The sequence below is a fragment of the Nocardioides ferulae genome (assembly GCF_003660455.1).
In the GTDB taxonomy this organism is placed as follows: domain Bacteria; phylum Actinomycetota; class Actinomycetes; order Propionibacteriales; family Nocardioidaceae; genus Nocardioides; species Nocardioides ferulae.
In genome coordinates this window covers 215790-230136 of sequence record NZ_QZVR01000008.1, presented here as the reverse complement: position 1 = coordinate 230136, position 14347 = coordinate 215790, and the positions used below count along the sequence as shown (strand labels likewise).

The following is a 14347-nucleotide window of genomic DNA, read 5'->3' as shown; positions in this document are numbered from 1 at the left end:
ACCCACATAAGCCGCCGAGGTGCGCAAAATGTGATTTGCTCGCCGCAGCTCACGGTTCTCCTGCTCGAGCTTGGCGATCCGCTCCGCCTCAGCGGTCGTGGTGCCCGGACGGACACCCCCATCTACCTCGGCTTGGCGGACCCAGTTGCGCAGGGTCTCCGGGTGCATGCCGAGCTGCTCGGCCACCCGCGCGATCGCGCCCTGCTTCGTCGCCGGGTCCGCCCGGAGCTCAACCGCCATCCGGGTCGCCCGCTCACGCAGCTCGTCGGGGTACTTCCTGGGTGCTGCCATGACTCTCATCCTCCATGGATTGAGAGCCTCCACCAGACCCGGGGCGATTCACCTGAGAGGGATTTATGGGCAGCCCTACACCGACTACACCCGCCGGACCCGCCGCTGGTGGGGCCGGCGGGGTTGACCCGGTCCGGCGATTCACAACCTGAAAGGGCCTTCGGTGTTGGAGGGATTCGCGCTCGTCCTGGCGCTGGCAGCGCTACCTGCCGCCGGGAACTCTCTCGGCGGCCTGGCAGCGGAGACCTTCGATGTGTCCGAACGGGCGCTCAGCCTCTCGCTGCACCTAGCCGCTGGCATTGTCCTCGCCGTCGTTGGTCTAGAATTGATGCCCGAAGCGCTTAGCGGAAATCCGCCATGGGTGCCCATCGCCGCGTTCGTCGCCGGCGGTGCCGCGTTCATCGGCCTCGAACGCGCCATCGGGTACGTTCAAGCTCGCACGGGGGCCAGCGAAGAGTCGAAAGGCCCGCTCGCCATCTACTCCGGCGTGTCCATTGACCTATTCAGCGATGGCGTCATGATCGGCACCGGCACCGTCATCAACCCCGCCCTGGGTTTGCTCCTCGCGCTCGGACAGGTCCCAGCAGACGTTCCCGAGGGATTCGCCTCAGTCGCCACCTTGCGCCGGACCAACATGACCCGCCGCACCCGCATCCTTCTGTCCCTGTCGTTCGCCCTCCCCATCATGGCGGGCGCAACACTGGGTTACTTCGCGCTGCGCGACGCACCCGACCTGCTCACCCTGTCGGTCCTCGCCGTCACCGGCGGCGCCCTGACCAGTGTCGTTGTCGAAGAGATGCTGACCGAGGCTCACGAGGGAGAGACCAGCCGACTGGGACCCGTCGCACTCACTGCTGGATTCGCCATCTTCGCGCTCATATCCATATACGTCGGCTGAGTACGCAACACCAAGGCCTCGCTGCTTTCGACCGCACTAACCCGTGGCGCTGTGCACCAGACCTCACCTGACCGGCCACAGGGCCACTATGGGAAGTGACTCCGTCCCGTCCTGTCATTGCGGCTTGGGCGACGAAGGGCTGTCCACATATTCGAGCACGACCCCCAGGCCGTCGCGTGGTAAGCCGATGAACTACGACCCGGTGTCCCCGACGGTCAAGGACAAACCATGAGCACCGACACGGCCTTCGCAGACTTGGTCATGGTGGTGCTTCCTGGTCAGAGGGTCCCGGCGAATCATCGCTGTTGCTCCGACAGATCGGCCCGGACACCCTGTTCTTGAGGACTCGAAAGTCAGCCTCGTCGAATCGAGCACATCCGGGCCGACGCCGTCGACCGCGGACAGCCATCACCAACGCTGGCTACCAGGTCGGCTGACCCTACGCCGAGCCCGTCGCAGCTCCCGAGCCCTGTACTGGTCAGCGGCGACCAGGGGTCCTTCGTCGACAAGGACCTCCATCTGCCTCCGCAAATAGGGGTCGAGTTCCCGGCGAAGAAGGACGCCCGGCTTTGACACAGTCACCCGGCGGCGGACGCCCGTGCGGCAGCGCTGGCATCAAGGAAGGCGCTGGGGCGACCGGCGCAGATGATCACCGTCGGCACGTTGTGGGAGAGATCGGCCCGTGCCGGATGAGGGCGGGAGCCTCGGCCGGGGCAGTGGGCGATTATCGATTCTGGAGCCAGATCGAGGTCAGCACGTGCTCCCGCGAGGCCGCTCGGTCGTGAATACTCCGCTCGCGTTGTAGCCCGAGCTCGACGAGCTCCGCTTCGTCGCCCGCCTGAAGAGTGACGTCGCACTCCGGGCAGGTCAGTTCCAAGACTCGCACCGCGACCTCCTATTAGAGATCATAGTAGGAGCGGCAGTACGCGGATCTGCGCCAGCTTGATGGACCCCATAGGAGGTGCCGTGCTTCAGGCTAAGTAGCCGGCGGCGGCTTCTCGAAGAAGCGCCAGGTCAGCCCGCTTCGCCCATCTACTATGAGAGTTAGTAGACTCTTGCCCACGGCTCGTGGACGATCAGGCTTTCGCCGGCAAGGGGCCGAAACTTCGGGCGCCTGATGCCGGCGCAAAGGCGGCGACCATGTCCGCGAAAGCTACGCATTCCCAGCAGACCGGCGAGATCGGACGGCACGATCGTTGAATCGCTACCGGATGCGTTCCTGTGCTGGCTTCACTGAGGAGAACCCATGACCCTTGAGGCACTGCAAGTCCTGTTGTCTGACACGCCGTCCGGTCTACTGCCCGCGCGTAACCAGATGGCGCTGTCGCTGGGCTGGCACATCATCTTGGCCTGCTTCGGCGTGGCTTTCCCGTCGATGATCTTCATCGTCCACTGGCGCGGTGTCTTCCGCGGTGACGCGGTGGCACTCGAGCTTGCCAAGCGGTGGTCGAAGGTCTCCGCCGTGCTGTTCGCGATCGGCGCGGTGTCCGGGACCGTGCTCAGCTTCGAGATGGGTCTGCTGTGGCCGGGCCTGATGGGCAGGTACGGCGACGTGCTCGGTCTGCCGTTCGCGTTCGAGGGGCTGGCGTTCTTCGTCGAGGCGATTTTCCTCGGCATCTACCTCTACGGCTGGGGCCGGATGCCTCCGCGGATCCACCTGCTGATGCTGGTCCCGATGGCCTGCGCCGGCGTGATCGGCACGTTCTGCGTAATCGCGGTCAACGCCTGGATGAACAACCCAACCGGCTTCCGGCTCAACGCGGCAGGCGAGGTGGTCGACGTCGACCCTTGGGCCGCAATGTTCAACGACGGCGTGTGGCTGATGTTCGCCCACATGTGGGTCGGCGCCTTCGTGGTCGTCGGCTTCACCGTCGCCGGGGTGTACGCCGCTGGCATGCTGCGCGGCCGCCGCGACCGCCACCACCGGCTCGGGTTCGTGGTGCCTTTCGTCTTCGCCACCGTCGCCGCGCTGGCCCAGCCGCTGGTCGGCCACGTGCTCGGCCTGCGGGTCGCGGAGAGCCAGCCGGCCAAGCTCGCCGCGTTCGAACTGGCCGAGACCACCGAGCAACCGGCGCCGCTGCGCCTGGGCGGGATCATGATCGACGGCGAGGTCCGCTACAGCATCGACATCCCCAAGATCGGCTCGCTGATCGCACGCAACAGCTTCAACAAGCCGGTGCCCGGCCTGGACGAGGTGCCGGAGGACGAGCGGCCGCCGCTCAACATCACGCACTGGGCGTTCCAGTCCATGGTCGGCATCGGCTCGCTGCTCGCCCTGTCCGTGCTGCTGTTCTGGTTCGTGCGATGGCGCGGCCGCGACCTCCTGGAAAGTCGCTGGTTCCTGCGATACGCCGTGGCCGCTGGTCCGCTAGCGATGATCGCCCTCGAGGCTGGCTGGATCGCCACCGAGGTCGGCCGTCAGCCGTGGGTGGTCTGGCAGGTGTTGCGCACCGAGGACGCTGTAACCGACAACCCGTGGATCTGGTGGAGCTTGGCCGGGACCGCGGTGGTGTACCTCGGCATGACGGTCGGCGCCTACGTCGTACTCCGGTCCATGGCGCGACGCTGGCGCGCCGGCGAGCTCGATCTACCCAGTCCCTATGGCCCCGAGTCCGCCGAGGGCGTGCAGGAGCCGTCCCGGTGACGCTGGAGATTGCGGTGGCCGCCGCGCTGTTCGCCGGTGTCGTCGTCTACTCGATCTTCGGTGGCGCGGACTTCGGCTCCGGTTTCTTCGACGCCACCGCCGGCGGCGCCCGCCGCGGTGCGGAGGTTCGCACGCTGATCGACCACAGCATCGGACCGGTGTGGGAGGCTAACCACGTCTGGCTGATCTATGTGCTGGTCACCTGGTGGACGGCGTTCCCCGGAACGTTCGCCGCGGCCATGTCGACGCTCTGGTTGCCGTTGATGCTCGCTCTTATGGGCATCGTGCTGCGCGGGGCGTCCTTCGCGTTCCGAAAGTACTCCGCCACCCTCGGCCAAGCCCAACTCTTCGGCATCGTGTTCGCCGGTTCCTCACTAATCACGCCCTTCTTCCTGGGCTGCGTAGCCGGTGCAATCGCCTCCGGCCGAGTTCCTGCCGACGGCGGCGGCGACCTGCTCTCGTCGTGGGTGAACCCGACCTCGCTGTTCGGCGGCCTGATCGCGGGCGGCAGCTGTGCGTACCTGGCCGGTTCGTTTCTCGTCGCCGACGCCGCCCGATCCGGGCACCGCGGGCTAGCCGAGATGCTGCGCGTGCGCACGCTGGGTGTGGGCGCGCTCACCGGCGCGTTGGTGTTCGCCGCGCTGGTGCCGATCAAACAGGACGCACCCACGCTCTTCGACGGTCTCACAGGTCGGGCGCTGCCACTCATGGTGCTGTCGGCGCTCGCCGGAGCCAGCGCACTCGTGCTGATCTGGACGCGGCGGTACTCCGTCGCCCGGTTCGCCGTGGCGGCCGCGGTCGCCACTGTGACCCTGGGCTGGGGGGCCGGCCAGTACCCGTGGCTGCTGGTCGACGAGGTCACCATCGTCGACGCCGCCGGTGCCGACGCGACGCTGCAGGCGCTGCTGGTCGCCGTCGGCCTGGCGGTGGTGATCGTGCTGCCGGCACTGTCCTACCTGCTCTACCTCACCCAGTCCGAGCGGTGGTTACGACACTGATGAGAACCTCTGCAGGGTCAGGACGGGCGGCCAATTGGTGTCGTCACCCGTCCACCTTATCGACGGCGGTCCGGACGAGAGGAGGTCGTTCATGGTCTCGATCTCGGTCCGTGCTGGGCGGTCTCGCGCTTCTTCTCGATGCCAATCGCACGATCTTCGTCGATGGCATCGGGGTGGCCGCCGCCCGGCATCTTCATCATGTTCCATCTCGGTGCTCCTTTCGTGAGCACTCCGGATGAGTTCTCCATGTGTATCGGCACTTCGGGGGTCGCAAACCCCGATCGCGCCTACGAGGAACGCGACCGTCCGGCACCCGTGGTGCCTACGCGCGTGGAGGTTCGCGTTCGGCCCACGCTGCTCACGGAGCACAACGGGTCGCGCAGAGGCTAAACGGAGCCGCCGACGACCTCAGCCCGATCCAGCTGCGTGCCCGCACCGCGGCCATCGTGCGCTAGCGCGGAGCAGCTCCGCCGCCGATCCCGATTCACATGTCCGAACAGGTGTCCTACCCCGGATAGTAGTGAGGATTTCAGAATCCGCTGGCCGGCGTGCTTGCATCACTCGTCATGCCCGGCCTCCTCACCGGGGGAACCAGCGCATCGACCATGACAGCGACAGTAAGGAATCAGCGCGTGGCGACTCATAGCCACAAGCGGGAAACCGCCCGACGCAAGCCTTCGGCAGCACTCATCGCGGCACCACTCGCGGTTCTCGCAACCGGCGCAGGGGTGACGATCGGAGTTGTTGGATCCGATCCCCCGTCCGACATCCTCGCCGTCGACCAGTCGGCCGCGGGCAGCGTCCTTGACCGCCGCCCGGTCGTTTCGCGTGGCGGTATCAGGCGCGGCGACGCTGGCCGGCCAGCGGGGTCTCCCGCGCGTGAGCTGAAGGCCGCTGCTGCGCGTCAGTTGAGCCCGGTCGACGAGGTCCTGCTGCCAAATGCGGTCGCAGCGGCAATCCGGAATGCCGAAACCCAACGGTGGACCACCACCGAGCTCAACATCTGGACCCGCCCGGACAAGCAGGCCGAGCAGCTCGGTGTCCTCGATGCAGGTAAGAAGGTGCCCGTCACCGGCCGCGAGATGCTCGGCCGACAGGAGATCGTGCTGGACGGTGCGGCCCGGTGGGTCACTTCGGGCTATCTCAGCGAGGAGAAGCCTGAACCTGGGCCTAGCCTCGGCGGTCAGTGCACGAACGGGACCTCTGTCCCCTCCGGCGTCAGCTCGAACATCCGGACGATCCACCAGGCCGTCTGCGCGAACTTTCCCGAGATCGTGACCTACGGCACGCTGCGCGCCGACGGTGAGCATGCGCAGGGGATCGCTATGGACATCATGGTTGCCGGCGACCGCGCCTGGCAGGTCGCGGAGTTTCTCCGGGAGTATTACTCCGAGTTCGGGGTCAGCTACGTGATTCACGCCCAGCGGATCTGGTCGGTGGAGCGCTCTTCAGAGGGTTGGCGCGCGATGGAGGATCGCGGATCGGTGACCGCGAATCACTATGACCACGTCCATGTGACGACCTACTGATAATGTCGGAAGTTACATCTAACGCACGATTCGTGCGGTAGATGTAAGCGCCAATCTGGCGTTAAGCGTGAATCGACAATGCGTCCTCCGGGCGCCCGCACCCCCGTTGACCTGCAGGTTTGCGGACTGACGTACATTAGATGCAGGAATCGTACATCTGATGTAACGTTGTTGGCATGGTCCTTGACGGCGTCGGCGTTCCCGGCTCGGTGGTGGCGTTGCGCCCGGGGAATGTGTCGGTCCTGCGGCCGGCCGATCATCTCTTCGACGACATGCTGGCTGGCTGGGCGGCGCAGCAGTCGTCGCGGTTGCTGTCTCGTACGACGACCCGGACTCGCGAGTCGCAGGTCCGCCGGTTCGCCGGCTTCTGCTCCACCCCGCCGTGGGAGTGGACCGCGAGCGACGTCGAGGAATGGACCTCCGAGCTGTTGTCAGGTTCGCGCCCGCTGACGGTGTCCACGATTCGCGGCTACCAGAACGCGGTAGCGCTGTTCTGCTCCTACGTGACCGACTTGCGCTACGGCTGGGTCGATCAGTGCATGGCGATGTTCGGCACCCATCCCGTCCAGGTCTGTCACGAGTGGAACACCGCCGTGCACGTCGCCGACCACGAAGCACGCCCGCCGGTGCGACCGCTGACCCGCGCCGAAGTGCAGGCATTGTTCGACCTGGCCGATGATCATGTCGACTTCGCCCGGTCGTCCAAGCGCAAGGGCTGGTTGACGCTGTTCCGGGACGCGACGTTGTTCAAGGTCATCTACGCCTACGGGCTGCGTCGACGCGAAGCCGCGATGCTCGACGTCCACGACTTCACCCGCAACCCCAAGGCGCTCGAGTTCGGCCGCTACGGCGTCTGCAACGTCCGCTGGGGCAAGGCCAGCCGCGGCTCCCAGCCTCGCCGGCGAGCGGTGCTGACGGTGTTCGAGTGGACCCGACCTGTCCTGGAGGAGTACGTCACCGATGTCCTGCCACGGTTCGAATTGGCGGACTCGGCGGTGCTGTGGCCGACCGAACGCCAGGGACGTATCCGGCTGGCCCACATCGATGACCGGTTCGCCGACTGGCGCGACGACCTCGGCCTGGACCCGGTGCTGCACCCGCACTGTCTGCGGCACTCCTACGTGACCCATTTGATCGAGGACGGCTTCGACCCGCTCTTCGTCCAACAACAGGCCGGCCACCGTTGGGGCTCGACCACCGCGCTCTACACCGGCGTCTCCGGTGATTACCGCAACCGCGTGCTGCGACACGCCCTCGACGAAGCATTCGCGCCACCGACCAGTCCGACCGATCAAGGAGGTACCCCGCGATGACGAACCCGACGACGAAAACCGTGGCCTACCGCTGGCACCTGCGCAAGGTGATGAGCGACCACGGCCTCCACAACACCACCGATCTGGTGCCCCTTCTGGCCGATCGCAGCGTGGTGATGACCTCGACGCAGGTCTACCGGATCGTCACCGGCGAACCCGAGCGGCTCAACATGCGCCTGCTGGCAGCGCTGTGCGACATCTTCGGGTGCACGCCCAACGACCTCATTGAGCCCTACGTCGTTGCGACGTCGAGGCGTGGACGGAAGACCGCCACTGCCGCGCAGCCGACCACTCGCGACACGACAAGCAAGACCAGGCCGCGCCGAGCCACCATCACGCCCACCGACAACGACTGAGCGGTGGGCCTGTGCCACGCCCGGAAGCGCAGCCTTGCTCCGACTGCGGCCGGGCACGCAGTGGCCGAGCGCCTGGGGTACTGCTCTGCCGATGTCACGAGAAACGTCGCGCGGCCGAGAAACTCGCCGCCAACCGGAGCGCACAACTCGCTACCGTCGCCAGGCTGATCGTCGAGCTTGACCAGACGGTCACTCCTGACCAAGTCGAGGATCTGCTGGCCCAGGTCGCACCCGCCGCCCACGCACACACCCTGCTGCTCGGCCACCTCGCCAATCACCCGGCCGTCCTGACCTCCGGCGGGTCGTCTATGCCGAAGCTCGTCGGCGAGTTCCTCTACGCCGCCATCGACGCCGGTATCGCCGGCCTGGCCGCTCCCAGCTGCGCGCTCTGCCACCGGCCACGGCCCCTGTTCCACACCCACGACGACGGCCAGCGGATCTGCACCACCTGCTACAGCCGGCTCCGCGTCGCGACCTGCTCGGGCTGCGGTCGAGAAAACCAGCGCATCAAGGTACGCACCAGCGACGGCAGCCCCCTCTGCCCCCGATGCCACGACCACGCCCGGCAACCGGAAGCCTGCGCAGGCTGCGGACAGTTGCGCCTCCTGAAACGTTCGACGGCAGACAGCCTCGACTACTGCCGGGGCTGCCAAAGCAGACGGTCGCCGACCGAGCCTTGCTCCGTCTGTGGGCAGGATCGGCGTGTCAACGCACGCGCTGCCGACGGCAGCGCCGTCTGCACCACCTGTTACGCCAAGAGCCGCACCAGCACCGACGTCTGCCACGAGTGCGGTGCCGTCGGCCCGCTCAACGCCCGCGCCGGTGGACGCACCGCCACTGGCAAGGACGTGTGCATCCGTTGCTACCGGCACCCCAAACGCGAATGTGGCATCTGCGGGCGCGCCCGCCGGGTCGCACTGAAAGCGACCGGCACCAGCACCGACGTCTGCCCCACTTGCTACCAGGCGCCGATGATCGACTGCTCGGTCTGCGGGCAGCACGCTCTCGGCCGCCGCACCACCAAGGAGGGACAACCCTGGTGCTTCGCCTGCCAAGCCACCGAACGCATCGACCAACTCCTCGCCGCGGCTGATCGCAGCATTCCCGATGGGCTCAAAGACGTGCGCGACGTACTCGTCGCCGGCCCCCGACCTCGATCGATCCTGAGCAACTGGAATCGCATCGGAAGCCTCAGCCTCCTCGCCAAACTGGCCCGCGAGCACACCGATCTCACCCACGAGCTGCTCGACGCCGAAGGCAACCGGTTCTCGGTCAACTACCTCCGCGCGGTCCTCGTTGCAACAGGCGCCCTGCCTGCACGCGACGAGAACCTCGCCAGGCTGCACCGCTTCGCTGCCCGAATCATCGCCGAGGTGTCTTACGCCCAGGACCGCCAGAATCTGAGCCGATACGCCCGCTGGCACGTGATCGCCAGAGTCCAAGTTGACCGTCATGGACAGCTCGGCCACGGCGCAGCCGACCGCTGCCGCCAGGAGATCCGAGCCGCACAACGCTTCATCGCTCACCTCGCCGACCGCAACCGCATCATCGGCGACTGCACTCAAGCCGACATCGACGCCTGGCTCACCAAGCAGCCCGACAAAGGAATCCGCTTCGTCCGATGGCTACGCGACAACGGCCACGTCGGTGACGTGGCCCTGCCTGGTCCAGTCCCAAAGGCCGGGCCACGAACCCACGCCAACCCCGACGAACACTGGGCCCTGGTCCGACGGATGCTCCACGACGAACACTCCGCCAGCGTCGAGGACCGCGTCGCTGCCTGCCTCGTACTGCTCTACGCACAACCACTCGCCAAGATCGTGGCGCTCACGGTCCACGACATCAACACAGCCGAGGACGGCACCTACCTCCGACTCGGCACCGAGCCGTTGCTCCTCATCCCCCCGCTGGACGCGCTCGTGACCGCGCTCCCGATCGCCAAGCCCTTCGGCGCCGCCCGGACCCTGGCCGACCCCCGCTGGCTGTTCCCCGGCAAGAACGCCGGCCAACACCAACACCCCACGTCCCTGATGGGGCGACTCAATCGGCTCGGCATCACCACCCGCGCCAGCCGCAACACCGCCATGCTCCACCTCGCCTCGAGCGTCCCACCCGCCGTGTTCGCCAGCCTCATCGGAATCAGCGCCGGCGCCGCCACGAAGTGGACCGAGCACGCCGGCGGCAACTGGACCACCTACGCCGCAGTCCGGAAGAACTCCACCAGGCCGCGTCACAACGACTGAGGCATGTCCAACACGCCGCTGGCACGCTACACAGCAGCAGCGCCAGAGGCCGGCGACTCGACTCGTTGTCGTTCTGTCAGAGACCGAACGCTCCGCCGGTGTAAAGGATGACGATGCCGAGTCCGACCAAGACGAGGGGGAACAGCACATGCTCCCAGCGTTCGAGGACCTCGTCGATCCCGGGTCGAGTCGCAACGAACTTGGCCAGCATGACCAGAGCTGCCACAAGGACGAGGAAGACAATGCAGAACGCAACCGTGGCAGCGACGCCCACGCTGAGGAAGACCGGCACGTAGACCCCGATGTTGTCCCCACCGTTGGCGAACGTCACGGCAGCCACCGTCCAAGCAGCCACCGGCTTGCCGGCGATCTTCGCGTCGTCGTCATCGTCGCCGGATCGCCAGACTTGCCACGCTGCCCACAGGCCCAGCAGCAAGGGGATCAGGCCGAAGTAGGGAATGGCTTCCTCGGGCAAGAAGGCTCCTGCGCCCAACGACACGAGCACTGCTGCGGCCAAGATGCCAGCGAACCCCAGGTACTGACCGACCAGGATCCGGGCCGTGGTCCCACTGCGGCCGGCTCCTCGGGCGAAGAACAGCGAGAGCACGATGATGTCGTCGATGTTCGTAGCGATGAACAGGCCAATCGCCTGCAGCGCGGAGGACAGGATCACGCGCCTGCCTCTCCGTTTCCGCACTCGGGTAGGGAGCAGGTCGGGTCGATACAAGGTGCACTCTCATCGACCGCGAGAGTGACCTCAACCAACGCAGTAAGGGCCCGAGCCAGATGCGGATCGGCAATGACATACCGCGTCTGCCGACCCTCCGGTTCAGCCACCACGATGCCGCAGTCCCGCAGGCACGCCAGATGATTCGACACGTTCGACCGGGTCAGACCGAGCTCGCGCGCCAACTCAGCGGGATAGGCGGGCCGCTCCAGCAGAGCCATAAGAAGGCGAGAACGGGTCGGGTCCGCCATCGCCCGACCCAACCGGTTCATCACGTCCAAACGCGTAGCAACAGTCAGCACATGCTGAATAATACAGCCACTGCTGAACCATTAGCTCGCTGGGCGCTGCCTCATGAACGCAGACTTGTCGCACGTACTCCATATTTCGGCGGGGGAGCCGAGCGCCCTGGTAGTGCTACTCCGTCGATTCGATCATCCGACGTCGCCGGTATTCCCCGGAGCAACCGCGCTCACCGGGTCGTGATGGAGACGGGGCCCGAGGAGAACCGGAGTCAGCTCCAAGGGTTCTCCAGCCCGTCCATCCGTGGGTAGGCGTGAGGGCACGCCGCTGCGGCGGCAAGCGCGACGTGTGTCTACTATTGCGTCTAGTAGATGGTGTTCTGACGAAACGCGGTAGGGGTGGTGGTGACGGCGGACGTGGCGGACCGGGGCGCCCGGCCATTGCCCTCGTGGGGGTGGGGTCGGTGGGCTTGGCGTGAGCTGACCTCGATGCGCACCGCCGTGGCTCTGCTCGGACTCCTCGCATTCGCGGCGATCCCGGGATCGGTGCTGCCGCAACGCAACGTCGCCACCGATCCGGCGGCGGTGCCGCAGTTCATGGCCGAGCACCCGAGGATCTCGCCATGGCTGGACCGGTTGGGGCTGTTCGAGGTCTACGCCTCGCCCTGGTTCGCCGCCACGTACGGTCTGTTGCTGGTCTCGATGACCGGCTGCGTCCTCCCCCGCTGCGTGCGGCTGTGGCGGGAGGCGCGGGCCGAGCCACCGAAGGCCCCACCGCGGCTGGACCGGTTCGAACACCACCGCGAAACCTCGCTCGACGCCCCGGCAGGCGTCGTGGTCGCACAGGCCGCGGCCACCCTGCGCGGCCGCGGCTATCGCGTCGTCGTCGACAGCGAGCCCGACGCGCCCTGCACGACAGGTGAGACGGGTGAGGCAGTGCCCGGCCAGGCGAAAGCACGGGCGGAGGTTCGCGCGGAGAAGGGCTATGCGCGGGAGATAGGAAACCTGGCCTTCCACCTCTCGCTGCTGGTCCTGCTGGTCGGCGTGGCTGGCGGGAAGCTGTTCGGCTTCGAGGGTCGGGTCGCGCTCGCCGAGGGCGACACCTTCACGAACGTGGCCTCCTCCTACGACGCGTTCACACCGGCGTCGTTGGCCGACGTCGACGGACTGACCCCATTCTCGATGACCTTGGAGGAACTCGAAACGGCCTTCGCGCCAACCGGGCCACGAACAGGCGAACCCCGGAAGTTCGACGCACAGGTCACCTACCGCACTGAGGACGGCGCGGAAGCCTCCACCAGCATCGCGCCGAACCAGCCGCTGGACGTCGATGGCACCAAGCTGTTCCTCAGCGGTCACGGGTACGCCCCCAGGGTGACAGTCCGCGACGGCAAGGACGAGACCGTGTTCTCCGGGCCGGTCATCTTCCTTCCCTCCGACGGTTCACTGACCAGCGACGGCGTCATCAAGGTGCCGAACGCGAAACCGACCCAGCTGGGTTTCGAAGGTCTGTTCCTGCCCACCGGCACGCCAATGGGCGGCGATGTCTCGCAGTTCCCCGGACTGCTCGCACCCCGTCTGGACCTGGTGGCCTACTCCGGCGACCTGAGCATGGACACCGGAGTGCCGCAGTCGGTCTACAGCCTCGACAAGACCAGTCTGACCGAAATTGAGAGTCAGAGCCTGCGGATCGGCGAGACCATGCGGTTGCCCGACGGTGCCGGGTCGGTCACCTTCGACGGCGTCGCCCGGTTCGGCAACTTCCAGGTCGCCTACGACCCGGGCAAGGAGATTGCCCTGGCCGCAGCTGTCCTCCTGCTGATCGGTCTCACCGTCTCCCTCACCGTCCGCCGTCGACGGGTCTGGGTCCGCGTCACCCAATACCCCGACCGGGAGGGCGTCCAGGTGGAGACCGCCACGCGGTCCCTCACTCGCAGATCCGCACCGAGCGAGGACACAGACAAGCTCATGCAGACCCTGAACCGCCTCGCCCCCGACCTCGCCCCCGACCTCGCCCCCGACCTCGATCCCGAGGCCGTGAGGAGTCTCTCGTGAACATCGCCGCGCTCTCCGACAACCTAGTGGCCCTCGCCATCGGCATCTATGCGGTGGCCTTCACGGTGTACGCCGCCGATCTGGCCAAGGCCCGCACTGGCGCCCGGTTCGGCGCCCGAACTCGCTCCACCACACCCGCCGCGGTGACCGGGTCGGCGAATCCCGTCGACTCCCCCGTCGCCGTAGACCCAGATGGACCGCCCGAAGACGTGGCGGCCCCCGACGTGAACTCGTTGCTCGACCGCAGCGACCGCAGCGACCTCAGCCGGACCGCGCTGATAGCGGGGCGACTTCTCACCATCGCCTGCGGCGTGAACATCGCGGCCGTGGTAGCACGAGGGGTCGCCGCGGGGCGGGCGCCGTGGGGAAACATGTACGAATTCGCCATGGTCGGCGCCGCTGCCATCGCCACCGCATTCGTCGTCGGATCGCGGCGCCACCGGATTGAGGGTCTCGGGATCGGAGTTGCCGGACTGGTCCTAGTGTGCCTCGGGCTCGCCGTCACCGTTCTCTACACGCCGGTTGATGCGCTGATCCCCGTCCTCAACTCCTACTGGATGGTCATCCACGTGGCTGCGGCCATCGTCGCCGGCGGCGTGTTCACCATCGCCGCCCTCGCCTCGGGAGCGTTCCTGATCCAGCGGCGCCGCGAACGCGCCAACGACTCCACATCGGGCATTGACGCAACCAGCCGCGGGACTGGTACTGGGTTGAGGTCGGAGACGCTGGAGCGAGTCTCCTACGGGCTGATCGTGTTCGCCTTCCCGATCTGGACCTTCGCCGTCATCGCGGGCGCGGTATGGGCCGAGGCCGCCTGGGGCCGCTACTGGGGCTGGGACCCCAAAGAGACGTGGGCGTTCATCACCTGGGTGTTGTACGCCGCCTACCTCCACGCCCAGTCCACGGCCGGATGGCGCGGAACCCGCGCAGCATGGTTTAGCCTCCTCGGCTACGCGGCGTTCCTGTTCAACTTCGTCGGGGTCAACATGTGGATCTCCGGCCTGCACTCCTACGCCGGAGTGTGACCCGGTCGTGACCGGACCGCCGCTGT

General features: G+C 66.9%; 11 protein-coding genes and 1 pseudogene. 9 read left to right on the top strand and 3 right to left on the bottom strand.

The features are described 5' to 3' along the window. Positions 1 to 6: 6 nt before the first annotated feature. Positions 7 to 291 (bottom strand): annotated as a pseudogene (locus D6B71_RS12515) (transposase); the annotation flags it as partial. Positions 292 to 454: 163 nt separating this feature from the next. Between D6B71_RS12515 and D6B71_RS12510 the strand changes: the two are divergent. The 7 genes from D6B71_RS12510 (at position 455) to D6B71_RS12480 (ending at position 10272) form a co-directional block, all read left to right on the top strand. Beyond that, a complete protein-coding gene (locus tag D6B71_RS12510) occupies positions 455 to 1189 on the top strand; it encodes a ZIP family metal transporter (protein WP_206051714.1) in 735 nt (244 codons plus the stop codon). Positions 1190 to 2435: 1246 nt separating this feature from the next. Then, entirely contained in the window at positions 2436 to 3833 is a 1398-nt protein-coding gene (locus tag D6B71_RS12505; protein WP_121255494.1) for a cytochrome ubiquinol oxidase subunit I, read from the top strand. Then, a complete protein-coding gene (locus D6B71_RS12500) occupies positions 3830 to 4831 on the top strand; it encodes a cytochrome d ubiquinol oxidase subunit II (protein WP_121255492.1) in 1002 nt (333 codons plus the stop codon). The genes D6B71_RS12505 and D6B71_RS12500 overlap by 4 nt, the downstream gene beginning before the upstream one ends. Before the next feature lie 632 nt (positions 4832 to 5463). Continuing rightward, complete coding sequence (locus D6B71_RS12495; protein WP_126688261.1) at positions 5464 to 6360, top strand: SH3 domain-containing protein; 897 nt, start codon at positions 5464 to 5466, stop codon at positions 6358 to 6360. Positions 6361 to 6572: 212 nt separating this feature from the next. Beyond that, positions 6573 to 7673: a tyrosine-type recombinase/integrase gene (locus D6B71_RS12490; RefSeq protein ID WP_240641370.1), complete on the top strand. Its 1101-nt coding sequence runs from the start codon at positions 6573 to 6575 to the stop codon at positions 7671 to 7673. Continuing rightward, on the top strand, positions 7670 to 8029 hold the full coding sequence (locus D6B71_RS12485; protein ID WP_110208616.1) for a helix-turn-helix domain-containing protein: 360 nt from the start codon (positions 7670 to 7672) through the stop codon (positions 8027 to 8029). The genes D6B71_RS12490 and D6B71_RS12485 overlap by 4 nt, the downstream gene beginning before the upstream one ends. Positions 8030 to 8040: 11 nt before the next feature. After that, positions 8041 to 10272, top strand: coding sequence for a hypothetical protein (locus tag D6B71_RS12480; protein WP_240641369.1), 2232 nt, complete (start codon positions 8041 to 8043; stop codon positions 10270 to 10272). A gap of 76 nt (positions 10273 to 10348) precedes the next feature. Here D6B71_RS12480 and D6B71_RS12475 read toward each other — a convergent pair whose 3' ends face one another. Both D6B71_RS12475 and cmtR read right to left on the bottom strand, forming a co-directional pair. Further along, on the bottom strand, positions 10349 to 10945 hold the full coding sequence (locus D6B71_RS12475) for a cadmium resistance transporter (protein ID WP_110208617.1): 597 nt from the start codon (positions 10943 to 10945) through the stop codon (positions 10349 to 10351). Beyond that, on the bottom strand, positions 10942 to 11301 hold the full coding sequence (cmtR, locus tag D6B71_RS12470) for a Cd(II)/Pb(II)-sensing metalloregulatory transcriptional regulator CmtR (RefSeq protein ID WP_121255486.1): 360 nt from the start codon (positions 11299 to 11301) through the stop codon (positions 10942 to 10944). Before cmtR ends, D6B71_RS12475 begins: the two co-directional genes overlap by 4 nt. Before the next feature lie 429 nt (positions 11302 to 11730). Here cmtR and resB point away from each other — a divergent pair, with 429 nt between their 5' ends. Next, positions 11731 to 13296, top strand: coding sequence for a cytochrome c biogenesis protein ResB (gene resB / locus D6B71_RS12465; RefSeq protein WP_121255485.1), 1566 nt, complete (start codon positions 11731 to 11733; stop codon positions 13294 to 13296). Then, the gene (gene ccsB, locus D6B71_RS12460; protein ID WP_121255483.1) at positions 13293 to 14321 is read left to right on the top strand and encodes a c-type cytochrome biogenesis protein CcsB; all 1029 of its coding nucleotides are present in this window, start codon (positions 13293 to 13295) and stop codon (positions 14319 to 14321) included. The genes resB and ccsB overlap by 4 nt, the downstream gene beginning before the upstream one ends. The last annotated feature ends 26 nt before the right edge of the window (positions 14322 to 14347 follow it).